At 38.3% G+C, this 26,060-nt stretch carries 20 protein-coding genes and 1 riboswitch; of the genes, 13 read left to right on the top strand and 7 right to left on the bottom strand.

The features are described from left to right. The first annotated feature begins 79 nt into the window (after nucleotides 1-79). Entirely contained in the window at nucleotides 80-2,293 is a 2,214-nt protein-coding gene (locus ABD930_RS07700; protein WP_345231139.1) for a glycosyltransferase family 4 protein, read from the top strand. A 12-nt stretch (nucleotides 2,294-2,305) separates the two neighbouring features. Here the strand turns inward: ABD930_RS07700 and ABD930_RS07695 are convergent, their stop codons facing one another. Together ABD930_RS07695 and ABD930_RS07690 are read right to left on the bottom strand one after the other, a co-directional pair. Beyond that, nucleotides 2,306-3,772, bottom strand: coding sequence for a glycoside hydrolase family 130 protein (locus ABD930_RS07695; RefSeq protein WP_345231138.1), 1,467 nt, complete (start codon nucleotides 3,770-3,772; stop codon nucleotides 2,306-2,308). 116 nt (nucleotides 3,773-3,888) lie between these two features. Further along, nucleotides 3,889-4,215, bottom strand: a complete 327-nt coding sequence (locus ABD930_RS07690) for a YegP family protein (RefSeq protein WP_345231137.1) — start codon at nucleotides 4,213-4,215, stop codon at nucleotides 3,889-3,891. 143 nt (nucleotides 4,216-4,358) lie between these two features. Here ABD930_RS07690 and ABD930_RS07685 point away from each other — a divergent pair, with 143 nt between their 5' ends. Further along, on the top strand, nucleotides 4,359-4,880 hold the full coding sequence (locus tag ABD930_RS07685) for a hypothetical protein (RefSeq protein ID WP_345231136.1): 522 nt from the start codon (nucleotides 4,359-4,361) through the stop codon (nucleotides 4,878-4,880). Nucleotides 4,881-5,192: 312 nt separating this feature from the next. Here ABD930_RS07685 and ABD930_RS07680 read toward each other — a convergent pair whose 3' ends face one another. The 4 genes from ABD930_RS07680 to ABD930_RS07665 form a co-directional block, all read right to left on the bottom strand. Continuing rightward, nucleotides 5,193-5,918: a tRNA threonylcarbamoyladenosine dehydratase gene (locus ABD930_RS07680; protein ID WP_345231135.1), complete on the bottom strand. Its 726-nt coding sequence runs from the start codon at nucleotides 5,916-5,918 to the stop codon at nucleotides 5,193-5,195. Between the two features lie 18 nt (nucleotides 5,919-5,936). Further along, complete coding sequence (locus ABD930_RS07675) at nucleotides 5,937-6,584, bottom strand: TatD family hydrolase (protein ID WP_345231134.1); 648 nt, start codon at nucleotides 6,582-6,584, stop codon at nucleotides 5,937-5,939. Nucleotides 6,585-6,603: 19 nt separating this feature from the next. After that, nucleotides 6,604-7,929 carry a M23 family metallopeptidase gene (locus ABD930_RS07670; RefSeq protein ID WP_345231133.1) on the bottom strand — a complete coding sequence of 442 codons (1,326 nt, stop codon included), beginning with the start codon at nucleotides 7,927-7,929 and terminating at the stop codon, nucleotides 6,604-6,606. A gap of 414 nt (nucleotides 7,930-8,343) precedes the next feature. After that, nucleotides 8,344-8,883, bottom strand: a complete 540-nt coding sequence (locus ABD930_RS07665) for a TetR/AcrR family transcriptional regulator (protein ID WP_345231132.1) — start codon at nucleotides 8,881-8,883, stop codon at nucleotides 8,344-8,346. A 249-nt stretch (nucleotides 8,884-9,132) separates the two neighbouring features. On the opposite strand from ABD930_RS07665, the gene proB reads away from it, so the two are divergent. The 8 genes from proB (at nucleotide 9,133) to ABD930_RS07625 (ending at nucleotide 18,852) form a co-directional block, all read left to right on the top strand. Continuing rightward, complete coding sequence (gene proB, locus ABD930_RS07660; RefSeq protein WP_345231131.1) at nucleotides 9,133-10,209, top strand: glutamate 5-kinase; 1,077 nt, start codon at nucleotides 9,133-9,135, stop codon at nucleotides 10,207-10,209. Nucleotides 10,210-10,432: 223 nt separating this feature from the next. Next, nucleotides 10,433-11,680, top strand: coding sequence for a glutamate-5-semialdehyde dehydrogenase (locus ABD930_RS07655; protein ID WP_345231130.1), 1,248 nt, complete (start codon nucleotides 10,433-10,435; stop codon nucleotides 11,678-11,680). Nucleotides 11,681-11,715: 35 nt separating this feature from the next. Then, nucleotides 11,716-11,905, top strand: a riboswitch (cobalamin riboswitch). Nucleotides 11,906-12,007: 102 nt separating this feature from the next. After that, nucleotides 12,008-12,880, top strand: coding sequence for a cell surface protein (locus ABD930_RS07650; protein WP_345231129.1), 873 nt, complete (start codon nucleotides 12,008-12,010; stop codon nucleotides 12,878-12,880). Between the two features lie 15 nt (nucleotides 12,881-12,895). Next, entirely contained in the window at nucleotides 12,896-14,899 is a 2,004-nt protein-coding gene (locus ABD930_RS07645) for a TonB-dependent receptor plug domain-containing protein (protein ID WP_345231128.1), read from the top strand. A 5-nt stretch (nucleotides 14,900-14,904) separates the two neighbouring features. Further along, nucleotides 14,905-16,023 (top strand): YncE family protein, encoded by a 1,119-nt coding sequence (locus ABD930_RS07640; RefSeq protein ID WP_345231127.1) that lies wholly within the window; start codon nucleotides 14,905-14,907, stop codon nucleotides 16,021-16,023. A gap of 297 nt (nucleotides 16,024-16,320) precedes the next feature. Then, nucleotides 16,321-16,695 (top strand): hypothetical protein, encoded by a 375-nt coding sequence (locus ABD930_RS07635; RefSeq protein WP_345231126.1) that lies wholly within the window; start codon nucleotides 16,321-16,323, stop codon nucleotides 16,693-16,695. Between the two features lie 113 nt (nucleotides 16,696-16,808). Continuing rightward, nucleotides 16,809-17,402, top strand: a complete 594-nt coding sequence (locus ABD930_RS07630) for a penicillin-binding protein activator LpoB (protein WP_345231125.1) — start codon at nucleotides 16,809-16,811, stop codon at nucleotides 17,400-17,402. A gap of 19 nt (nucleotides 17,403-17,421) precedes the next feature. Further along, entirely contained in the window at nucleotides 17,422-18,852 is a 1,431-nt protein-coding gene (locus ABD930_RS07625) for a COG3014 family protein (protein ID WP_345231124.1), read from the top strand. Between the two features lie 145 nt (nucleotides 18,853-18,997). Here ABD930_RS07625 and ABD930_RS07620 read toward each other — a convergent pair whose 3' ends face one another. Beyond that, nucleotides 18,998-20,584, bottom strand: coding sequence for a peptide chain release factor 3 (locus tag ABD930_RS07620; RefSeq protein ID WP_345231123.1), 1,587 nt, complete (start codon nucleotides 20,582-20,584; stop codon nucleotides 18,998-19,000). Between the two features lie 621 nt (nucleotides 20,585-21,205). Between ABD930_RS07620 and guaB the strand changes: the two genes are divergently transcribed. From guaB to ABD930_RS07605, 3 genes are all read left to right on the top strand, one after another. Then, complete coding sequence (gene guaB, locus ABD930_RS07615) at nucleotides 21,206-22,681, top strand: IMP dehydrogenase (protein WP_345231122.1); 1,476 nt, start codon at nucleotides 21,206-21,208, stop codon at nucleotides 22,679-22,681. Nucleotides 22,682-23,096: 415 nt separating this feature from the next. Beyond that, nucleotides 23,097-24,317 carry a nucleoside permease gene (locus tag ABD930_RS07610; RefSeq protein WP_345231121.1) on the top strand — a complete coding sequence of 407 codons (1,221 nt, stop codon included), beginning with the start codon at nucleotides 23,097-23,099 and terminating at the stop codon, nucleotides 24,315-24,317. 55 nt (nucleotides 24,318-24,372) lie between these two features. Further along, entirely contained in the window at nucleotides 24,373-26,052 is a 1,680-nt protein-coding gene (locus ABD930_RS07605; protein ID WP_345231120.1) for a GMC oxidoreductase, read from the top strand. Nucleotides 26,053-26,060: the final 8 nt, after the last annotated feature.

Raw genomic sequence — 26,060 nt, 5'->3', positions numbered from 1 at the left:
GTTCAAGAATACTTTTATAGCTACAAATTGCTTATAGAAGCTGTAGAAATATCCATAAATTATTTTATCAATTCCTTCAATGAAAGTTGTTTATATAGGTACTTATGTGCCCCGGGAATGTGGGATCGGTACTTTCACTAAAAATCTATTACGTTCAACCAAACAAATCATTTACGAAACACCGGTAGAAAGCATTGTTGTTGCATTAAACGATGCTGAGAATATCTCGGACTATCCAGATGAAGTAAAATTCATTATTAATCAGGATCAGCAAGAAGATTATATACAAGCGGCTGATTTCATCAACAATAATGGAGTAGACTGTTGCATCTTAGAACATGAATATGGCATTTTTGGAGGCCAAAGCGGACTTTATATTCTCCCTTTACTTCACCGATTAAAAGTACCAATAGTAGTGACCTTTCATACGGTATTAGAACGCCCATCTTATAATGAAAAGGCCGTGTTAATAGCCATTAGTAAAATGGCTAATGCGATCGTGGTTATGAGTAATAAAGCCATACGGTTATTGCAGCGGATTTACCATGTATCCGTTGAAAAGATTTTTTGCATTGATCATGGTGTACCCACATTTAATAAATCCCAAGTTGCCGCTAAGGAAGAATTGCAATTAACCGGTAAACGCGTTTTATTGACATTTGGTTTTCTGGGGCGGAATAAAGGCATTGAAACCGTGATCAAATCGTTGGTAGAAGTAGTTAAGCGCTTTCCTGATACGCTTTATGTTGTATTAGGAAAAACACATCCCAATGTGCTTAGACATTCTGGAGAAGAATACCGCAATTACCTGAAACAACTTGTTACGGAGTTAGGGCTGAATCATCACGTTTTATTTATAAATGAATTTATTGCACAGGATATACTTGCAACTTATTTATCAGCATGTGATATTTACATCACGCCCTATATTAATGAGGCACAAATTACCAGTGGTACCTTGTCTTATGCCATAGGAGCGGGAGCGGGAGTACTTTCAACACCTTATTGGCATGCAAAAGAGCTCTTAAAAGATGGGAGAGGTCGATTGTTTGGTTTTAAAGATGTAGATGGTTTGAGTAGCCTACTATTAGAATTATTAGGAGATCACGAAAAATTGAGCGAACTACGAGCAAGAGCGCTAGCTTATGGCCAAGAAACCACCTGGCCCAAAATCGCAGCGAAGTACCTTAAACTTTATGATGAGATTATTGCTCGGGCACATGTCCATAAGAAAGATTTTTCCGAAGTAAACATCAATGATTTACCCCCTTTTTCCTTAGAACATGTTAAACGCTTAACCAATCCGGTGGGCATTATACAGCATGCTACTTATGCTATTCCCAATTATAAGGAGGGCTATTGTTTAGATGATAATGCACGGGCACTTTTGTTAACCTTGATGGCTTATCAGCAATTTAACGACCCAGACGCATTAGCCTTAATCCCTACTTACCTTGCGTATATACATTATATGCAAAAGGAAGATGGGTTATTCCGTAATTTCATGGGATTCGACAATCAATTCACAGAAGCAGTAGGATCGGAAGATGCTTTTGGAAGAACAATCTGGGCCCTGGGTTATTTATTTGCGCATGCTCCCTGCGATGGCTATTATCAACTCGGACGCCAGCTATTTTTCAATGCTGCTAAGCATTTTGAACGTTTAGATTCTATACGGGCTATCGCTTATACCATTATAGGTATTTGCCATTATTTAGAGCACCAACCCAACGATGAAGGTATGATTGAGCGCATGCGTGCATTGAGCTTCCGTTTGGTCAACGCATACGAAAACAATAAAACCGATAAATGGCATTGGTATGAACCTTTATTAGCCTATGATAATGCCATTTTACCGCTCGCACTTTTGCAAGCAGTGAAATTTTTAAATGACGACACGATTCAAACAGTGGCCATGGAAACCTTAGATTTTTTGGAAAAAATATGCTTAAAAAATGGATATTTATCGATTGTTGGAAATCAGCAGTGGTTTTATAAAGATCAGCATGTAAGTAAATTTGGGCAACAACCTATCGATGTGTTGGCTACCGTCATGATGTTTAACCAAGCATATGTTTTAACGGCAAAAAAGGAATATCTTGAAAAAATATTTGTTTCCTTTAAATGGTTTCTTGGAGAAAACGATTTACGCATAACCATTTACGATCACGAAACAAAAGGTTGCTGCGATGGTCTGGAGGTTTATGGTGTTAACCGGAATCAAGGTGCAGAAAGCACGCTTGCTTATCTGATTTCCTATTTAACGGTATATAAGACCTATAACAGCCTTTAAAATGGCCTCGGATTAACGTCTTAATTCTTGTAACAAATCATCCACAGGGATAGTGGCATAGGTTGATGCACAATCAGACATCGCATAAGGTAACACCACATGTCCGTTATGGATAATAGAGCCACAAGAATAAACAACATTTGGTACATAGCCCTCGCGCTCGTGATCATTAGGGCTCAATAGGGGAATAGTCATTCTTCCGATTTCTTTTACCGGATGTTCTAAATCAAATAAAGAAGCACCCAATACATATTCACGCATCGGTCCGACGCCGTGTGTAATGACTAACCAACCATCTTTTGTTTCTAAGGGAGAACCGCAGTTCCCTAACTGAACAAATTCCCAAGGATGTTCTGGTGTCTGTATCAGCTTGGCAGGCTCTCGCCAAACATTGATTGTATCCGAAAAGGCGATATAGTTATTTTCTCCATCAATTCGACATAGCATGGCATATTTTCCGTTTATCTTCCTCGGAAAAAGCGCTATCCCCTTATTTTGGGCAATTTCACCATGGAAAGGCAATACTTGAAAGTGATAAAAATCACTGGTAATTAAAAGTTTGGGAAGTATCGCTACTCCGTCATAAGCTGTATAGCTCGCATAATAAATGATTGATCCGTCATCGTCAGTAAATTTAACAAATCGCGCATCTTCGATTCCTCTTTTTTCCGTATCGGCAATAGGAAATATAACCCGTTCAGATAGCGATGTATCCAATGAAAAGGTCATTTCGTAATGAGAAGATGCCAACCACATGATTTCTCGTAAAAAAACCAATCCCTCCTGATTTAGCACAATTTCAGTCTTCGTTTCTTCAACATATCGTTTTAATTCTTCGTAGGTAAAGGTATCGGTTAGTTTATCAGCAATGATATCGTAAACATTGCCGTATAAGCAATGCATTTCTTTTAATTTTTTGAGAAAACTTTTTTTATGGTAAATGTGATTTTTAATTTGTGATGGCTTATCGAGCATGTTTCCTACATGCTCCATCCGGATATGTAAATTGGCGTCAATGATGGCCGATCGAAAAACAATGGAAGAAACATGTCCTTCTCCAGTTGCCCTAAAACTCAAAATAATCCGCTTTTCACCATCGGCTAGTTGTGTTTGATCTAAATCTTCAACAATGGAAGGATTAAAGAACGCAGCTGCTTCGATAGAATATTCCATGGTAAAATAAGAGCCAATGACCAATTTTTGAGTTAAATTGAGGCTGTTGGGGTCAATATTTAACGACTTAAAACAGTTACTTAAACGATTAAAATGCTTTTCAAAAATACTAACAATACTTCGATGTCTTTTTGAATAGCCCCTTAATACCTGTGCTAAAATTTCTTTTTGTTGGTCGTCAGTTAAATGGAGTACGCGTTGTATAATTTTTATACTCCGTTCATCGCTGATATAAAAAAAACGAGCAATAATACGTTTGGAATCTGGTTGAAAAAAGATGTTTTTTCTGGTGATATGAACAGGCATCTATTGATCAAATTTAGTTAAGCTAAAAGCTATTTTTTAAAAGAAAATCGCATATTCAACGTATTCAACAGCTAAATATGCGACTATAAAACGATGTACAGCTAATGGTATAGAAGCTACTCTTCCACGATCTGCGCATCAGGAGCATTTTTCTTAACAGAATTAATGCCATTATCCCTTCCTGACGCTGATTCATAAAGCTCGCTAGTACCAATAATCTGACCATTCCTCGCTTTTAAATTAAAATAAAATTTCCCATTACTCGATTGTTTGCTGTCAAAACGCTCATCCAATTTAGCATTTTCTTTAACAGAGGAAATCCCATTATTACATGCAGATTTGGTTGTGTACTGTTCGCTAGATAAGATAACTTGACCGTTATCCGCTTTCAGATTAAAATAAAACTGGCCATTTTTAGCGACTTTTAAAACAAATTTTCCCATAACAAAAAGTTTGATAGTTAAACAAACATAATAATTAAGTTGTTTTATTCCAATGTTTTATTGGTTAAATTCCTTCTGTTATATCTACACTTGCATATCCAATGCAAGTTATCTAAGTTTAGACCTTCTAAAAATCGCAAGAAATGAAATATTTAAGTTTAACCGTATTGGTCCTTTGTTTGCTAAATGCCTGTAAAGATCCAGAACTACAAAAGGAAGAAGCTTTTCGTCTGCTGAAAGAAAATGGAAGATTTCCATTGACCCACACGTATAATATCTATACAAAAGACTCAGAAGACGGTAGAAAATTAATAGATGCAGGATTAGAAAAAGAAGGCGTAGTTACGGTAGAGCGAAATCGTAAAACTGGTGATAACCATGCTCCTATAATTGAGTTTACGGAGAAAGCGAAACCCTATTTACTGGCTCCGGATAAAGGTCAGCTAAGCTCCGTTCAGAAAGTAATGACTGGGGAAGAAGTGCTAGACGAAATCACGGCCTTGAAAATGAATCCGGAGAAAACGGCTGCCGCTATTAATTACACCACGAAGTTCATTCGGATAACACCATTCGCCGTACTGGATAAAGCTAAATTCGATAGCAAGAAAAATTATCAGGCAAAATTCGTATTAACGAAACAAGGTTGGGAATTACAACAAAATTAGTTACAAGGTAATCGTGTATTGTTTTTGTTAACTATTAAGATATTCTTACCTAATTTGTGAAATACAAATACCCCCATTGTTTATAAAGTGATATAATACATTGATTATTTTATATATATGAAAAAAATATTATAAATATGAAATATCACTAAAGTTCTGTTTATATTTGCAGTCCTATGTCTTGGCCATTCGGCCTTTTTTAATAATTTATAAGGCCTCTAATCTCCTTAGAGGCCTTATTTTTTATTTCATTCGTGGACTTATATGGTTTTGGTTATTGGGAAGTTTTGGTTGTTGGGAAAAATGTAAAAGCTAAAAGTTACCCGTTAAATCGCGGATAACAACGGAAGCTGCAACAGCACCAAATGTGGCAGGGATATAAGACATGGTGCCATAAGCAGATTTTTTATAATGGCTTCCATCCGTATAAATGAGTGAAGCTGGGTCTGGACGTTCTGACGAAAAAACGACTTTTACGCCTTGATAAATATCATGTTTCTTCAATTTTTTTCTCAGGTGTTGTGCAAGCGGGCAATTGTATGTTTCGGAGATATCGGCTACTTGTAGTTTTGTTGGATCAATTCTTCCTCCAGCTCCCATAGCGCTTACAAATTTCAATTTTCTATCATAAGCCTGTCGTATAAAAGCCAGCTTAGGCGTTATACTATCTATAGCATCGATGGCATAGTCGGGATTGCGATCTAATAAACATTCAATACGTTCACGCGTAATGAAATCATTGACCACATTTATTTTCACCTCCGGATTAATTGCAGAAAGACGCTCGGCCATAATGTTTGTCTTCGACAAACCGTGGGTAGTAAAAAGTGCGGGAAGTTGGCGGTTGCGATTGCTGGGATCAACTATATCTCCATCAATAATAGTCATTTCTCCAACACCACTTCTGCAAATAAATTCAGCTGCAAATGAACCAACACCTCCTAAACCTAAAATCATAACGTGACTGTCGCACAATAACTTTAATCGATCTTTCCCTAATAGAACTTCTGTCCTGGAGAGCCAAGAAATGTCTTGCATATATGTTATAAAAAATGTTTATGAAGTTATTATTTTATTAAAATTATGTTCTACTTCTTCCAAAAGAATTGCCTGAGGTATGTTAAGCAGTGAGGCTGCTTTTTCATAGACCTGATGAATCGAGTACTGATTATTATCTGTTTCAAAGAAAAGCTGGGTTAATGGGCACGATAGGAGTGAATCCGTATGCTGATCCTTTAAAATAGCTCCTCCAAAAGAGAGGTAATATCCTTTCTTCGTTAACATTGCAGCAAGCGTTTGCTTTTTATTAAAACCATGAAAGATTACCGGAACTTGGTTTTTTTCGGTTTTTAAAATGGCCATTACCTCTTCAAAGGCTTTGACGCAATGAATAATCAAAGGCTTTTTTACCCAATTGGCTAAGGATACTTGAGCAGCAAAAATTGTGCATTGCAATTGCCAATCTACAGAACATAACTTATCTAAACCGCATTCTCCAATAGCGGCAACAGGAGACAAAGATGCATAATGCTTCAATTCATCCAGTTGTTGTTTCCAAGAAGCTAATGTGATATCCCAAGGATGTATTCCTATTGAGCAATAAGGATATAAATATTGTGTTTGATACTGTTGTCGTAAATTGTAAATACAAATATCTGCTTCGCTGATTAATTGGTGGGTATGAATATCAATGTATGTTGGCAAAGTATAAAAATTATAAAACCTATAACGTTTTTTCGCCTTCTCCCTGCATATCTTGATTGGACGCTGTCAATTCATCATCTTTATGAAGAACTAAAGCAGCCAGCAACTTTTGCTTTTGGGCAACAATTTGTTTAAATGCAGTTAAAAATTTATCGGGTAAAGGTGTCGTTTCATGAAAATTCTGTTTAAGTGCATCTACTTGCGCACCATTTTTCCAAAAGCGATAACATACGTGGGGGCCAGTTGCCAAACCGGTACTGCCGACATAACCTATTACTTGTCCTTGTTGCACGTGCTGTCCGTTTCTAACTGCTCTTCTGCTCATATGCAAATATTGTGTAGTATAGGTTCCATTGTGTTTTATTTTAACGTAATTACCATTGAATTTGGTAAACGCAGAGGCAATGACTACGCCACTGCCAGTAGCAATGATAGGCGTTCCGGTGGGCGCTGCATAATCTGTACCTAAATGCGCTTTCCAGACTTTTTGCACAGGATGCAAACGCCTTTTGGTATACCGTGAAGTTATTCTGCTAAATTTAAGAGGAGCTTTTAAAAAAGCACGTCTTACACTATTGCCCGTTTCATCGTAGTAATCACCTTTTGAGGTGCTGTCACCTTTAAAATAAAAAGCAGATAGCGCCTTCCCTTTATGGGAAAAAACCGCGGATAAAATACGACCGGCATCTACTGGTTTATTATCCACATATTGCCTTTCGTACTCGATTTTAAACCAATCGTCACTTGCAATTCTATAAAAATCAACCGCCCAGCCATAAATTCCTGCCAATTGTATGGCTAACAAAGGATCAGCGCCTCTACTTTGCAATGCATCATATAGCGAACTATTAATGGTACTGGCTACCGTTTCTATCTTGGTTATGACTTCTTTTTTACCCGCATATACATTTAAGGTATCTCTTAAATCATAGACAATATAGTCGATCGGATTGGGCTGATAAACAAAATACGCAACCTTATCGGGTTGTCCTTTATAGGTAAAAACTGCATATGGATTACCAACTGCAATTTTACGGACATCAAATACAGATTTTGATTTACGAGCTATTTTACTCACCGTAACAGCATCTATGCCATAAGCATCTAACATATTGGCCAGAAATTCATTCCGTTTAACTTCCTCGTATTTTACATCAAAAGAATCGACAGCAATATCAAATTGTTTGGGTAGTACCGGAGTTGCTTTTACCAGGTTAGTATCGGAAACAGGTTTTTCTACAATAGGATTATTATTAAATCCAAAGAAAAAAAAGAAAGTCGCACCTAATGCTATAACTATAACTAGGGATAATAAGAATAAACGGTTCTTTTTGTTAAAATTCATGCGATACTGGTTAGGGCGATTTTCCCTGAAGTTTCTATTATGCTAAAATCTAAATAATGTATAAGAATAACAAGAAAAGAAGAAATTTATTACGTTGCTCACGACAATTTTTGTAAATACAAGACGGGTATCTTTCTAGTGGGTGGTACTACTTATTTTTTGCTTGATCTTAACGGTTAATCACAATAAAGAATAAATACCATCGTTATATAAAGTAAAAAATCGCAAGCTTTACTCATGATCCATTAGAGGTGCACATCTGTAAAGCCTGCGATGATTTATATAAAAATCTTAGTTTTATAATTGATTAGTTAGACAAATATAGCGCTTGTAACAGAAAGCACGAAAAATATTTTAAAATTAAGTAAGTAAACACTCACCTTTTTGTTTCGTGGAGCGGACATGTTGGTATTGTTATACCTGGTATTTATGTTTGACCAAGGCAACAATTTCTTGTAAATTGTCAATTTCTCCTGCAGCCTCCTTTTTCCATAAACTATCTATTAAAAGCAATAGAAACTGCGTTTCCAAGATAGGATTTTCTATTTTCAAATCGGTAAAAGCTCGTGTAATAATTGGATGAACGGGCTTCATGAAAAGCATATGTTGCTGTCTGGAGAACTCATGATGAGAAAGTCGCTCTTGTAACTTCCAAAAGAGTGGTTCTTCACTGACTAGTTTCTGAGGTAATTCGATCATATGACGTAAAAAAGACTTAGCATCATGATAGGTGAGCATTCCCTTATTTTGCAGTAACACTCGTCTGTACCCCGATTTAATTAAATGAAATAACAATTTATCTTTATTTTCAAAATGTTTAAAAATAAGTGCTTCAGAAACGGAGGCTTCTTTTGCAATTAACTTCGTAGAAGTATCGGCATAACCGTTTTCTGCAAATAACAAAAGTGCTGCTTGCATTATTTTTTCTCTTCTATTTGCACCCTGTTTCTTCATAAATTCATCAACAATTCTTTCTAACGCTTATATGCGCACTTCCTATGCAAAGATATCCATCTTCGTTTATTTTGAAGATAAAAATTTATCGATTAAATAGTTTCCCCATCAGCTTATCATCCTTGGTATTAGTTAAATGGATATTTGCATAATATCAACAAATATGCTGATTATATATTTTGCTGTTAAATTTTTAGCGTATAAGCTAAAAATATGTTAATTTAGGCCGCCTCTTGTATCAGTAATCTTATGGACACCAGCTATAAAAGAATCATAATAAAAATTGGATCTAACGTCCTTACTAAGGATAACGGTCTGCCAGATGAGGCACGAATACAGCATATTGTTGACCAATTGGCACAGATCAAAAAAAGCGGAATTGACGTTATATTAGTATCCTCTGGAGCAGTCGCTTCAGGGAGGAGCTTAATAACGATACGCGAAAATAAACAGACGGTAGCGGTTAGGCAGTTATTATCTTCCATTGGTCAGGTAAAATTGATTAATACATATGCTAAACTATTTGATAAGCATGGCATATTGTGTGCGCAAGTATTGGTTACGAAAGAAGATTTCCGTGATCGGGTTCATTACCTGAATATGAAAAATTGCTTTCATACCTTGTTGCAGCATCAAATCATTCCGATAGTTAATGAGAATGACGTTGTGTCCGTTACGGAGTTGATGTTTACCGATAATGATGAATTAGCAGGTTTAATTGCCTCGATGTTGAATGCTGATGCCTTAATCATCCTATCTAATATTGATGGAATATTTGATGGCAACCCCAATTTACCGGGAACCAACATTATTGAACAGATACACGATAATGTCTATAATTTCTCGACAATTATCCAACCTGAAAAATCTACTTTTGGTAGGGGAGGGATGATCACTAAAGCATCCATGGCCAAGAAAGTAGCAAAATTGGGTATTGGGGTACATATTGCCAATGGCAAAAAGGACGACGTTCTGCTGAAGCTATTTTCTGGAAAGTTGGTGCATACCTATTTCATACCTGAAAAGCGGAAATCGGGAAAGAAAAAGTGGATAGCTCATGCGGAAAATGCTGCAGCTGGAATAGTGAAATTAAATGAAGGAGCCAAACAGGCTATCACATCAGGAAAAGTAACTAGTTTGCTTCCTGTAGGCGTCGTTGCGGTAGAAGGTGATTTCAAGAAGGGCGACATTATCAAACTATTTGATGAGAATCATACCCTCTTAGGCTGGGGAATCGCTCAATATAGTGCAGAAAAAGCACGGGAAAGAATTGGCTTGAAAAATCAAAAACCATTGGTTCATTATGATTACCTTTATTGCATTTAATGGTCTACACCTAAAAGCATCCGCATAAGTTGGTTGTTAATTTTAAGTTATAAATTTATGTTTATCTTAGCACGTATTACTGATTACTTAAATTTTTTTTACTTTTGAATTATTGATGTCGTGTTTGCTCTTAAGGCATCAATAGGCCCTTCGGGGTTGTTGAATATATTATTTGTTTTAAATTAAAGGCATCAATGAACCCTTCGGGGTCTTGACTTTTCTCATGAATTATCTACACTACTTTCAGGAAGCAAAAGATGCGCAGCAAGTGATGATAAACTTGTCTCACGAAAAAATCGATCGGGTATTGGTCGATCTGGCCGATGCAGTTGAAGCCAACATGTTGTTCATCTTGGAAGAAAACCAAAAGGATTTGGATCGAATGTCAACTAGTGATCCAAAATATGATCGGTTAAAGTTAACCGACCAACGTATACATGACATCGCAAATGATATTAGAAACATTGCCAAATTGGCAAGTCCGATTGGTGAAATGATAGCAGAGAAAGTACTTCCCAATGCATTAGCGTTAAAAAAAGTTCGCGTTGCACTGGGCGTAGTAAGTGTTATTTATGAAGCGAGACCAAATGTTACCCTAGATGTGTTTACTCTTTGCTTTAAAACCGGAAATGTGACGGTTCTAAAAGGAGGAAGTGATGCCGAGTTTTCGAATAAAGCACTTGTTCAGGTTATTCATAAGGTACTTCAAGAGCATCGTATAAACCCAAATGTGGTAATTCTTTTGCCGACAGCGCGTGCAGCAACTGAAGCCTTATTACAGGCCGTAGGCTACATCGATGTACTAATACCAAGAGGTAGCCAGCAATTGATCAACTATGTCCGCGATCATAGTAAGATTCCTGTGATTGAAACGGGCGCTGGAATTGTACATACTTATTTCGACATTACAGGCGATTTGGAGAAGGGTAAAGCGATTATCCAAAATGCAAAAACACGTAGAGTGAGCGTTTGCAATGCATTGGATTGTCTAATTATACACAGGGACCGTTTGAAAGACTTGCCCGCCTTGGCCGCTCCGTTAGCAGAAAAAAATGTTGAATTATTTGCTGATGAGGCAAGCTATGCGTTGCTTTTAGGTAATTATCCAGCAGCTGATCTCCATCATGCTGATGAAACACACTTTGGAACGGAATTTCTTTCCTTAAAATTAGCTATAAAAACGGTAAATAATTTAGAGGAAGCCATGGCACATATCCATAAATATAGCTCGCAGCATAGCGAAGCGATCATTGCTGAAGATTCCGAAACTATTGATCGTTTCTTATCAGGTGTAGATGCTGCAGCTGTCTATGCTAATGTGTCAACAGCATTTACCGATGGTGCTCAGTTTGGTCTTGGAGCCGAAATAGGTATCAGTACACAAAAACTGCACGCTAGAGGGCCGATGGCGTTGGAAGAATTAACTTCTTATAAATGGTTGATTCGGGGAGACGGACAAATAAGGGCATAGAACGGTTTTTACCGCAGGTGTATAACTAAAATGACTATCTTTGCCAGATAGTTGGTTTTTAATGACTCAATCGTTAAAATGAAAAAGGGAATTTGGTGCAAGTCCAAAACTGTCCCGCAGCTGTAAGTTCCGTAACCGAAATTTCTCAAAGCCACTGTTTCCATAAATGGGAAGGCGAAATGTAGGGGAACAAGTCAGAATACCTGTCAACTACAATTTATCAAAGCTTTCGCGGATTGAAGCTGAAGATGAAGTACGCCTGGGGTGTTAGCTCCCTGGCTATCTGTGCTTTTACCTTCTTCCGCCTATATTCATAATATCTTAGATATGACTAGTAGGTTTACCTCAAAAAAGAAGTACTTATTTTTGGTTGCTTTGTTTACCCTTGCAGCTTGTGACAAAAATGAGGACACAGCTCCTGTTGGCCCTCCCATACGGCCAATTACCGATGCCAGTAATGCTTATGTAACAACACTTATTGAATATCGACCTGGGCCAGGGCAAAGTATCAATACCAGTTTTGGTAATGAAGAGGCGGCCAAGTCTATCCTTGGTGGTAAGGAATCCATGGTATCATTGGGTGCCTATGGAGGCTATGTGGTGTTAGGATTCGATCATTCGATAATCAACCTGGCCGAGTCACCTGATTTTATCGTTTACGGGAATGCCTTGGATAAAATGGCTGAACCTGGTGTCGTTTGGGTGATGCAGGATGAAAATGGCAATGGATTGGCCGATGATACCTGGTATGAAATTAAGGGTAGTGCCTATACCGAAGAGGGCTATAGACGGGATTATGAAATAACCTATACCCGGCCATCGGGAGAGCATAAAGATGTTCCCTGGAAGGATAACCTGGGAAACAGCGGCTTTGTAAAGTGGAACAGTTATCATACCCAAAACTATTATCCCGAATGGATTCAAGAAGATACGTATACACTAAAAGGAAGTCTGCTTCCCGATACGCGTATCAAAAGAGATGGTATGATTACTAGTATGCCATTCGACTGGGGTTATGCCGATAATGCTGTCGATGGTGATCAAATCGATATTGCTAATGCCATTGATAATAAAGGAAATCCGATTAAATTGGAGGCTATTGATTTTGTGAAAATTCAAACGGGTATTTCTGCAGACCTTGGCTTGCTTGGTGAATGTTCTACCGAAGTAAAAGGAGTTGCGGATCTACAGGTGCTTTAAAGAGATATCCGACCTATGAAAAGGTGTTGGTTGGTTGTTTTTAATTTCGTCCTGATAACCGGCTGTATTAAACAGTTATATGCCCAACATGCTATGGATACCGTAATGGTGTATACCTTTAAAAACAGTACCTTATTGTCATCACCAACCCCCGTTCAGCGACTATCTGGTCAACAGTTAGAAAGACTTGGAAGTCTAAGCGTAGCCGATGCAACACGCTTCTTATCGGGTATTCAGCTGAAAGATTATGGAGGGATAGGCGGACTTAAAACGATTAATGTACGCAGTATGGGGGCCAATCACACAACGGTTTATTTAGATGGCTTACCGATAAGTAATGCGCAAAACGGACAGGTAGATCTTGGAAAATTTGCTTTGGATAACATAGCAAAGATCAGCTTATATAGTGGCGACAGACCGCTTTTACTCCAACCAGCAAAAGCCTATGCCTCAGCATCGTCCATCTATTTGGAAAGCCAGCTACCCGCTATGGAGAATGGGCAAAAACAATCGCTAAAAGCGGTATTAAAAACAGGTTCGTTCGGTTTATTTAATCCTTCATTACAATGGCAAAAACAATTAAGCACCAGAACAACTGCTTCCTTGAGTACGGCTTACACACAGGCAAATGGTAGGTATCGATTCCGCATTTATGACACCAATTATGATACCATAGCGACACGAGAAAATACCGATATTCGCTCTCTTAGGACTGAATTATTTCTTAACAGTGAATTACCTGACGGTAACTGGAATACCCATGCCTATTTTTACCAGTCAAAACGGGGACTACCAGACGCGGTTGTAGCCAATAAATTTAAACCGATAATGCTAGGATTAGGGCAGCGGCAAAATGATCGGAATATTTTTTTACAGACATCTATACAGAAGAAATTTAATCGTTACCACATGGCTGTAAAGGCAAAATATGCTAACGATTATACTTACTATACTGATCCTACTATTGTTAAACTTGAAGGCCCTTTGGAAAACCATTACCACCAACAGGAAACCTATTTATCCCTTGCTAATAGCTATGATTTAACCAAAGGATGGGGCTTTGCACTAAGCGGTGATTGGCAATGGAATAAATTAAATGCAGATTTGGATAATTTCGCTTATCCAACACGTAATACTGTATTAGTGGCAAGTGCCACTCGGTATAAAAGTGATCGATTAACCTTACAATCGAGCCTATTGGTAACATGGGTGCAAGATGGTACAAAATATAACCAAGCGGCAAGCCGTAAAACAAAAATGAGTCCGGCAGCATCGCTTTCCTGGCAGCCTTTTTTCCAAAAAGACTTTTTCTTACGGGCTTTTTATAAGCGTATTTTTCGGATGCCTACCTTTAATGATCTATACTATACTGCCATTGGTAACACCTTGCTTGATCCAGAATATGCTCATCAATTTGACGCCGGATTTACTTTTGCCAAAACGTTTAATCAGCAATCGGGTTATATTAACCTGCAAACAGACGGCTATTATAATTTGGTGACCAATAAAATTGTGGCTACACCCGCAGCCAATCAATTTAGGTGGATCATGTATAACCTTGATCGTGTTTCGATTAAAGGTATAGACGTGGTACTAAAAGGTGGATTAAGCCTTTCCCGTGACTTAAAACTGGATGTTGGAATCAATTACAGCTATGAAGACGCCCGCATTAAAACCGATGCAACTAGTGGCATGAAGTATAATGCAGGCGAACAGGTACCCTACATCCCATGGCATAGTGGATCGTTTATTATGCAAGTCGACTATAAAAATTTTCTACTAAATTATAGCTTTGTATATACAGGAGAACGGTATAGCCAGGCTGCCAATAGTTCAGAAAATTATTTGCAACCCTGGTATACACATGATCTCGCTGTTGGAAAAGGCTGGTTGATAGGCCATAGAAAAATGCGTGTAATGGGCGAAGTTAATAACATTTTTAACCAAGCATACGAGGTTGTAAAAAGCTTCCCTATGCCCGGTAGATCGTATCGTTTAACCCTAATATTTAATTATTAATTTTTATGCATAAGCGTCGTTGCGGTTCCTTCTTTTGGCTGAGCATCTGCATAAGCTTTCTGGTAGCCTGTAGAAAAGATACTGTACCTTCAACCGAGGAGGGATTCACCTTTACAAAAGGCCTATACTTATTAAATGAAGGCAATATGTCAATGAATAAGGCCTCCTTAGATTTCTACGATTTTACCACCGGTATTTATGAACGTGATGTATTTAAAAGAGCCAATCCAGAAGTAGTTTTGGGACTAGGGGATGTGGGAAATGATATTCAATTATATGGAAGTAAATTGTATGTGGTTGTCAATGCATCGAATAAAGTGGAAGTATTGGATGTACACACGGCAAAACGCATCAAACAAATCGAAGTACTTAACTGTCGCTATATTGCATTTGACCAGGGTAAAGCGTATGTAAGTTCTTATAATAGCAAGATCGATTTAGATTCCAATTCTCCATATGGAGAGGTAGTAGAAATCGATACGACGACGTTAATGGTAACCCGAGAAGTGACTGTTGGTCGACAACCCGAAGGCCTGGCTGTTGTTGGTCGTAAACTTTACGTCGCCAATTCGGGTGGTTATAATCCTTCCAACTATGAACACACGGTGTCGGTAATTAATTTAGATGCTTTTAAAGAAATCAAACGAATTGAGGTTGGAATCAACTTAGATCAGCTTAAAGCTGATCGCTATGGAAACATATGGGTAAACTCGAGAGGCGATTATCAGGGAAAACAAGCTAATTTCTTTATGATAAATACAAAAACGGAAGAGGTCAGTTATACGTTTAATAAAGCGGTAAGTAACTTTTGGATTGATCAGGATAACATCTATACATATAGCAGTGAATGGAACTATCAGACGCAAAAGAACACAATTAGCTACCAATGGTATGCATTAGCTGATTCCCATCAAGGAATGCCTTATATAACCGATGGAACAGAGAAGGAAATCGCCTTGCCCTACGGTATTGCCGTTGACCCACATTCAAAAGATATTTATTTAACCGATGCCAAGAATTATGTAACACCTGGAACACTATATCGTTTTAGTGCCAACGGAAAATTAATTGACACGTTCGAAACGGGAGATATTCCTGCACATATGGTATTTTTGGGTTTATAGAAAAGAAAATGACTTTTGGAAAGGCATCTAGTTTATATGAAGGATATAGAAATTGCGGTAAAGTTAATGTAGATTTAGTTGGATATGGTCGGGATGACGACTCCACTAGGATTAGAATCGCATGTTTATGTCCTCTTCAGCAATTTATCTGATAGCCATAAAGAACATACTGATTAATCCTTTCTGTATTTGTATTGTCAAATAGCTAACATAATGCAAAACTTGGCAATGGATTTGACACAGAAAAAGAAAAATATGCGTTAAAATCAATAGTTTTGCGCTGTTAATTTTTTTACCATGAAGAAAAAAATTAGTTATCTTTTTTTAATAGGTTTACTTGCTGCATTAACATTACATGCGCAAGAAGATCCAGATCAGAACCCCAATGCGGCTAAAAGTGCGGCACGTTATCAAGCCATAAGTGATTCTCTGTTGGCTGGACAGGGGACTACTTATCAACAAACGTACAAGGCCTATGATTGGTACGAAGCCAAACAGGAGCGTAAAGCTTTAAGACGGGAAAGAAGGCATCAGGAAAGAATGGCTAATCCTTATTATGGATACGACAATTGGTTTTATCCTTCTATTGGATTTAGTTATTGGGGTGGTAGGCACAGTCACTGGGGATGGTCTCCCTATATCGGCATTAATACCGGAGGATATTGGTGGTAAAACCTTACTTCTGGTTCTCCTTCTATGAATCATTTTAAAATAACGGGATGATGGATAATTTATCCGTATCGTTGCGGTTATATGCTAAATTAAAAATAAAAACTCCATAAAATATGAAATTCAAACGTCTAATATCTCCAGCACTATTTGCTGCTTTATGTATTATTTGCTTTTCCTGCGCGCGGCAGGTAACTCGGGTTAGTCCGGAAGAGACTATTGACATTAGTGGTAACTGGAATAATTCCGATTCGCGAATGGTTGCCGATGAAATGACCAAAACAATATTGGGCGCATCGTGGTTAGGTGACCATCTGGAAAAGAATGGAGGCAAAAAGCCTACCGTCATCGTTGGGCTCATGCAAAATAAAAGTCATGAACACATTGACGCTGAAACCTTTGTAAAAGATGTGGAACGTGCATTTATACAATCGCAACGGGTAAGGTTAGTACAAGGAGGGAAAAAGCGGGAAGAATTACGTGCAGAGAAAGCTGATCAACAGGAAAATGCATCCTTGTCAACCATGAAAAAATTTGGTTTAGAAAACGGTGCAGATTATATTTTACAAGGTTCCATTAATTCCATAGTCGATGCACATAAAAAGCAGAAAGTAGTTTATTATCAAGTAGATCTAGAACTTACCGATATCCAAACAAATGAGGTCGTTTGGATTGGCGATAAGAAAATAGCAAAATACGTAAAAAATTAATCTGCACATCGACCCTGATATGAACAAACAATATTTTAAAACATCAAAAATATGGATCTTGCCCGGGGTTATATTTTTGATGTTTGGTTGTGCCAGTTATCATAATAGGGTAGCATCTTACTATCAGAAAATAGCAGCTGGTGATTACCAAGCGGCTGAACAGGATCTAACTAAAAACGCTTTATTAAAAAAACCGAGGAACAAGCTACTATACCTTATGGAAATGGGGCGAGTCAGCCAGCTTAATGGAGAATATGAGGCAAGTAACCGTTACCTTAACGAAGCAGACCGTTTACTCGAAATCGGACTAAGCAATGCCAAGGACGCTGTTGTTGGGGCACTTGTCAATCCTATGAACCAAAACTATAAAGGAGAGGATTTTGAAAAGTTTATGCTGCATTACTACAAAGCACTTAATTATATATATCTCCATAATACAGAAGACGCAATTGTAGAAGCGAGGCGCATAACCTTACAGTCCCAAGAACAAACGGATAAATATAACAACCGAAAGAACAGGTATTCTACCGATGCGTTTTCTTTAATGTTACAAGGACTCATCTATGAACGCGATGGTGATGTGAACAATGCCTTTATTGCTTATCGAAACGCTGTTGAAACCTATTTAAAATCTGATGACAGTACCTATTATGGAACGCCTTTACCAAGTAGCTTAAAATATGATGTCATGCGTATGGCCTATTTAAATGGCTTCCATTCCGAATTGCAGTACTTTGAAAAAAAATTCCATACGTCTTATACGCACTATACACCAGGACCCGGCGGTGAATTGGTGCTGTTCTGGGAAAATGGACTTGCACCGATCAAAGAACAGGAAGATATTATCTTTTCTCTTATAAAGGGAGATGATGGAGATTTCGTCTTCACGAATGCTACGGGAACGATTTTTATTCCGTTAGATCGCCATGCAGCAGGTTCCTTTAATCTAAATGATATCCATAGCGTTCATATTGCGTTACCAAAATACGTTTCCAAGCTACCTTACTACACCGATGCTGAGCTGAAATTAGATAGCAGCACGTATTATTTTGAGAAAGCAGAAGATATCAATGAGTTGGCCGTAACCACGCTAAAACAACGGTTCGCCAAAGAATTAGGAACCACTTTAACCCGTTTGGCCGTAAAAAAAGGGGCCGAATATGTGCTTAAAGAAACGGCTAAAGGTACCGGTAAAAATGGGAAAGATAATGCATTGCTGGAAGGTTTAGGCTTCGGCGTGCAGTTATATGGGCTTTTATCAGAAAAGGCAGATACGCGAAATTGGCAATCTTTGCCCAGTCAGATAGCTTATACGCGCGTACCGCTTAAGCCAGGGGAGAATAAACTGCTTATACAATTAACCAGCAGTGATGGCCAAAGCCATACGGATACCATCCGTGTAAAAGGAAACGGTTCCCTGCAATTCTATAGTTATTCTAGCTTACGCTAATGATTGGAAAAATTCTTTTCAGAAAACTCCAATTTAACAAACCAAACATGTATTAATATGCGATCGGCTTCCAACTTTTGATGGGTTTTACATGGAAGTTATCAAGACGTTGTTGTCTTCTATTTCTTCGACCTTAACCTAGATTTTAGTATTCACTGGTCTCGTGAAAAACAATGTCAGGATATTCCCGCATAGTGGATTCAATATCCCATTTAGAATTGGAAAGATAGACTGGTCGGTCCTCTTTATCGTAAGCAATCCGATTAGCCTGAGACCGTTTCAATCGTTCCAATTGCTCTGTTTTTTCAGAACTAATCCAACTGGCCTTGGTAAAACTTATTGCCCTAAAGTTGCAGGAAGCTCCATATTCATGTAATAGACGGAACTTGATCACTTCAAACTGAAGCTCGCCAACTGTTCCCACAAACTTCCTACTTCCCAGGTTTTGCACAAATAATTGAGCAACACCCTCATCCACTAGCTGACTAATGCCTTTCTCCAATTGCTTGGTTTTCATTGGATCGGTGTTTTCCAGTTCTTTAAATATTTCAGGAGAGAAACTAGGGATACCCATGTAACGCATTTGTTCACCTTCTGTTAAGGTATCGCCAATCTTAAAATTACCCGCATCATATAGCCCGATAACATCTCCTGGCCAAGCTTCCTCTACCAAGCTTTTGGCATCAGCCATAAAGCTGGTGGGAGAGGAGAACTTTAATTTTTTTCCTAGCCGGATATGCTGATAGAACTTGTTTCGTTCAAATTTTCCGGAACATATCCGACAAAATGCAATTCTATCCCGATGATTGGGATCCAGATTTGCATGAATTTTAAATATAAATCCAGAGAATTTGTCTTCTTCTGGGTTTACGATTCGTTTATCTGTTTCCCGAGGTTGCGGACTGGGCGCTATTTCAATAAACGTGTCTAATAATTCTTCAATACCAAAATTATTAATAGCACTACCAAAGAAAACCGGTGCTAGATAACCAGAACGGTAAAGTGCAAGATCAAAAGGCTCATATACACCTTCTACCAATTCTGCTTCTTCACGCAATTTCTGAGCAGCGTTTTCGCCTACTTGATTTTCGAGCTCCTTGCTTGAAATGTCTTCCAGCTGAATATAGTCATGGGCAATTTGTTTTTTATAGTTGCCACTGAAGAGCTTCAACTGTTTTTTATAAAGATGGTAAACGCCAGCAAAAGTACTTCCAATACCTATCGGCCAGCTGAGCGGGCGCGTAGAAATGTTAAGTTCTTTCTCAATCTCTTCCAATAAATCAAAAGGGTCTTTTCCCTCCCGATCCATTTTATTGATGAATACCATTACCGGAATGTGACGCATCCGACAGACATGCATTAACTTCCTCGTCTGTTCTTCTACGCCTTTTACACAATCAATAACTAATATAACAGAATCTACCGCCGTTAATGTACGATAAGTATCTTCTGCAAAATCCTTGTGCCCTGGTGTATCCAAGATGTTGATTTGACACCCTTTATAAGAAAAACCCATGACCGACGTAGCTACAGAAATACCCCGTTGCTTCTCAATTTCCATGAAATCGGAAGTTGCCGTTTTCTCCGCTTTATTCCGCTTTACAGTTCCAGCTTTCTGTATGGCTCCTCCGAATAAGAGTAATTTTTCCGTCAAGGTTGTTTTTCCGGCATCAGGGTGACTAATTATACCGAATATTCTACGTTTACCTATTTCTGCTTTTAAATCGTTCATGTATATATAATAGTATTTAGTACATCGTACTAAAGTATCTAGCAAATATCCTGCGGCTTTATTAGTTTTTAGTGCCTTCTGCCGACACTGGGTGAATCGAACATTTCACATCAACTGCACTCCAAGAAGGGTGCAAAGGTAAACATTATTTTTTGGAGAACAATTGCCTCGGTCGACTTATAATTATACATGCATTCACTTAGCTTTGGTACCAGAGAACTAGGGTTTTACTTCCTACCAATTTCTGAATTAAATAGGAATTAAGTCGGACCTTATTAGGACTTTGTTCGGACCTTGTTCGGACATCATTCGGATAAAAGCGAATTATTTCCGATTTATATCCTTATTTTTTACCTATTATTTTTATGTTAATATAGAATTTGGTAGGCACTTGGCCACACCTTGGTATATAACAAAGGCGTTAAAGAACAATTATAGGAAGAGTAATTGCTCAACAGAGAAATTCTATTCTGCTCAATTTTCACCTTAAAGAGTTGCTGTCTGTATTGGGAAGTACTGATAAATTACTTTTTACTTACAAAATAGCTATTTTATTTAACAGAAATACCAATAATAGTCGTATATTTGCCCGGCAAATAGTAACCCCTATACATATTTGCCATGCATTTAGATCCAGAAAAATTCGTAGCAGAAGGTCTCACCTACGATGATGTGTTATTAATTCCTGCTTACTCTGAAGTACTACCGCGCGACGTAGATACCAGTACGCAATTGACGAAAAAAATCCGTCTGAATATCCCTTTGATTTCTGCCGCAATGGATACGGTTACCGAAGCCGATCTAGCTATTGCTTTAGCACAGGCTGGAGGAATAGGTATTCTGCATAAGAACATGGGTATAGATGCACAGGCGAATGAAGTCCGAAAAGTCAAGCGTTCAGAAAGTGGCATGATTCAAGATCCGGTTACACTACATCAGGAAGCTTTGGTGAAAGATGCCCTAAATATCATGAAGGAAAATAAAATTGGAGGGATACCGGTGGTCGATCAAGAACGGAAACTAATTGGTATTGTTACCAATCGTGATCTCCGTTTCCAGAAAAATATGGAACGCCCCATTCGCGAATTCATGTCCAAAGATAATCTTGTCGTAGCACCAATTGGTACCACTCTTTTAAAAGCAGAAGAGATTCTGCAATCGCACAAAATTGAAAAATTGCCTGTGGTGAATAGCGACGGCAAGTTGGCGGGCTTGATCACCTTTAAAGATATTCAGAAGTTTAAGCATTTTCCAAATGCCGCAAAGGATAAGCATGGACGATTATTGGTGGGCGCTGCAGTTGGTGTAGCTGCTGATAATTTGGAAAGGGTAGCAGAATTAGTAAAAGCAGGTGTTGATGTCGTTACTGTCGATACGGCACACGGCCACTCTAAGGGAGTGATCGATATGGTTAAAAAAGTTAAACAAGCATATCCTGATCTACAGGTGATAGCTGGCAATATTGCTACTGCTGAAGCAGCTATCGCCTTGGCCAAGGCCGGAGCTGATGCGGTTAAAGTAGGTATAGGGCCAGGTTCTATCTGTACAACAAGAATTGTGGCGGGCGTAGGTGTACCCCAGTTGTATGCTGTATTTGAATGTGCAAAAGCATTGAAAGGAAGCGGTGTACCCGTAATTGCTGATGGTGGTATTAAACAAACTGGGGATATTGTAAAAGCAATTGCTGCTGGTGCCAGTACGATAATGGCAGGATCGCTATTCGCTGGAGTAGAAGAGTCGCCCGGTGAAACCATTATCTATGAAGGCCGAAAATTTAAATCTTACCGAGGTATGGGGTCCGTTGATGCAATGGCCAAAGGTTCTAAAGATCGGTATTTTCAGGATGAAACCGATGTAGTCACCAAGCTTGTTCCGGAAGGTATTGTTGGTAGAGTCCCTTATAAGGGAACACTAGCCGAAATTGTTTACCAATATATTGGAGGTCTACGAGCTGGAATGCATTATTGTGGGGCAGCAACCATTGAGCAATTACAAACAGCGAAATTTGTGAAGATTAGTGCCGCAAGTATGCGCGAAAGCCATCCGCATGACATCACGATTACCAAAGAAGCACCCAATTACAATAGTAGGCAATAATAAAAAACGATTTAGCAAAACAAACCTGTAGAATAGTTCGCTCTACAGGTTTGTTTATTTTATAAGGAAGCTCTATAACCAAAATGTTATAAAACATTTTCTTTGGAGAAACATCCATCACTTAGTGTAATATGTACAGACTGATAATCAATCAGTTATGCTAAATACTTCATAATGACTGTCAAAAGTGATAGTCGAAGCACCTCTATAAAAGTTAAAAGAAAATAAAGCAGTATTTTGGTTTTTTTAAAAAATCGCCTACATTTAGTAAATTTTCTTTGGCTTTCGAAGAGGAGTAAACCAAAGACTGGCAGCTTTGAATGGAAAAGCTTGTTAGGTAAAACTAATGCATTTTAATAATGACTAAATTAACTTTTATACAAACACGACCAAAATCTTATTGTAAACCCGTCTTATGAACTCGATTACTCGTGCCAAATTATCCTTCATGATGTTCCTGGAATTTTTCATCTGGGGCGCATGGTTCGTCACATTAGGAACATTCCTTAGTAAAAATTTAGGGACTACAGGATTTCAGACCAGTCTAGCTTTCCTTACTCAATCAATCGGTGCAATCATTGCGCCTTTCATTATTGGTCTTATAGCAGATAAATTTTTTTCTGCACAAAAAATTTTAGGTGTTCTCCATCTTATTGGAGGGGCATTATTATGGTTGGCGTCGTCATCCATCAGTTTTGATCGACTTTTTCCTATCATTGTGGTATATATGATTTTATATATGCCAACCCTTGCGCTAGTCAATTCCATATCTTTCAGACAAATGAAAGATCCAAGTAAAGAATTTTCTACTATTCGCGTTTTAGGCACCATCGGCTGGATTATCGCAGGTCTTGTAATCGGCTGGCTTGGCTGGGAGCAAAACAATCAACTTGCCTTAACATTTAAAATGGCAGCTGGAGGCTCATTTTTATTAGGAATTTTCAGCTTTACCTTACCAGCTACTCCACCGCTGAAAAAGGATGAAAAAACTTCTGTCAGCGAGATTTTAGGTTTAGATGCGTTACGTTTACTCGCTAATAAATCTTATTTATTGTTTTTTATCTCATCCATTGCAATTTGTATTCCACTACAGTTTTATTACACATTTGCCAATCAGTTTTTCAATGAGGCAGGAATGAAAGCCGCTGCAGGGGTACAATCGTTAGGCCAGGTATCGGAGACATTGTTTATGTTATTGATCCCGGTATTTTTCATTCGATTAGGCGTGAAGAAGATGTTAGCTATCGGAATGATTGCCTGGGCACTGCGTTACGCTTTATTTGCTTATGGCGATGCGGGTGCCAATTATTGGATGTTAATCATCGGTATTGCCCTCCATGGAATCTGTTATGACTTTTTCTTCGTTACAGGGCAAATCTATACGGATAATTTGGCAGGAGAGAAGTTTAAATCGGCGGCTCAAGGTTTAGTTACCCTAGGAACTTACGGTGTGGGAATGCTGATTGGTGCTTTTGTTTCAGGCCCCATTGTTGATGCTTACGCGATAGGTACAGAGGCGCACGACTGGAAAAGTATCTGGTTGATTCCAGCAGGAATAGCTTTATTAGTAACGGTATTATTCTTCCTTCTCTTTAAAGATAAGAATTCGGCAACAAAACCGTTATCAGAAGAATAACATGTTGACACTAATTAAATAAAATTCTAAAACAACAAAATAAACGCAATCAATTATGGCAGATAATGTATATGATGCGATAGTAATCGGATCAGGTATCAGCGGAGGCTGGGCGGCCAAAGAATTAACAGAAAAGGGATTGAAAACCATCATGCTTGAACGCGGTATGAATGTTGAGCATGTCAAAGACTATGACGCTCCGAATAAAAATCCATGGGATTTTCCGCATAGAGGCGGAAGAACGCAAAAGATGATTGAAGATTATCCAGTGTTAAAAAGAGATTACCCACTAAATGAAATGAATTTAAATTGGTGGGTAAATGAGAAGGAGAGCCCTTATGTAGAGACCAAACGCTTTGATTGGTATAGAGGTTATCACGTAGGAGGTAGATCGCTTATGTGGGGTCGTCAAAGTTACCGTTGGAGTGATCTTGATTTTGAGGCCAATTTAAAGGATGGTCATGGCACGGATTGGCCTATTCGTTATAAAGATATTGCGCCTTGGTACAGTTATACTGAAAAGTTTGCTGGAATAAGTGGTAACCGAGATGGGTTGGCTGTATTACCCGATGGTGATTTTATGCCTCCTATGGAAATGAATATTGTAGAAAAGGATATCGCGGCACGCGTAAAAGAATACTATAAAGGCGAACGCAATTTTATTATAGGGAGAACGGCTAATATAACGGTTCCTCATAACGGACGGGTAAACTGCCAATACCAAAATAAGTGCTGGTTAGGTTGTAATTTTGGAGCGTATTTCAGTACGCAATCAGCAACCTTACCTCCTGCCATGAAAACAGGTAACTTAACCTTACGTCCTTGGTCTATTGTTACCAAAATCATTTATGACAAAGACACTAAAAAAGCGAAAGGTGTAGAAATTGTAGATGCTCAAAATAATCAGACCTATGAATATTTTGCAAAAGTAGTTTTTGTTTGTGCTTCCGCCTTTAATTCTACGTGGGTATTAATGAATTCGGCAACTGATATTTGGCCTGATGGTCTTGGTAGTAGCAGTGGAGAATTAGGGCATAATGCAATGGATCATCATTTCCGTTGTGGAGCCAGTGGGACGGTTGAAGGATATGAAGATAAATATTATTTCGGTAGAAGGGCTAATGGTATTTACGTTCCCAGATTCAGAAACGTAGGTAATGATAAGCGCGATTATATACGTGGTTTTGGTTATCAAGGAGGAGCGAGCAGATCAGGTTGGAGTAGAGATATTGCCGAAATGAACATTGGAGGAGAATTCAAGGACGAGCTTTGCGAACCAGGGTCATGGAGTATTGGCTTGGGTGCTTTTGGAGAAATTCTTCCTTATCATGAAAATAAAATTTCGTTGGATAAAAACGTGAAAGATAAGTGGGGATTACCGGTACTAAATATGGACATGGAAATCAAGGAGAACGAATTGAAAATGCGCAAAGACATGATGGAAGATGCTCGTGAAATGTTAGAAAATGCGGGTGTTAAGGATGTTCATACCTATGACAATACGTACGGCTTCGGTCAAGGTATCCACGAAATGGGTACAGCAAGAATGGGTACAAGTCCGAAAAATTCTGTCTTGAATAAGAACAATCAGGTATGGGATGCGCTAAATGTTTTTGTTACCGATGGTGCCTGTATGGTCTCTGCTAATTGCGTAAACCCATCATTAACCTATATGGCGTTAACTGCTAGAGCAGTAGATTTCGCCACAAAAGAATTAAAAAAAGGAAATATTTAATCTAATTA

Source organism: Olivibacter ginsenosidimutans (assembly GCF_039542865.1).
Classification (GTDB): domain Bacteria; phylum Bacteroidota; class Bacteroidia; order Sphingobacteriales; family Sphingobacteriaceae; genus Olivibacter; species Olivibacter ginsenosidimutans.
This window is presented reverse-complemented; position numbering and strand designations above follow the sequence as displayed.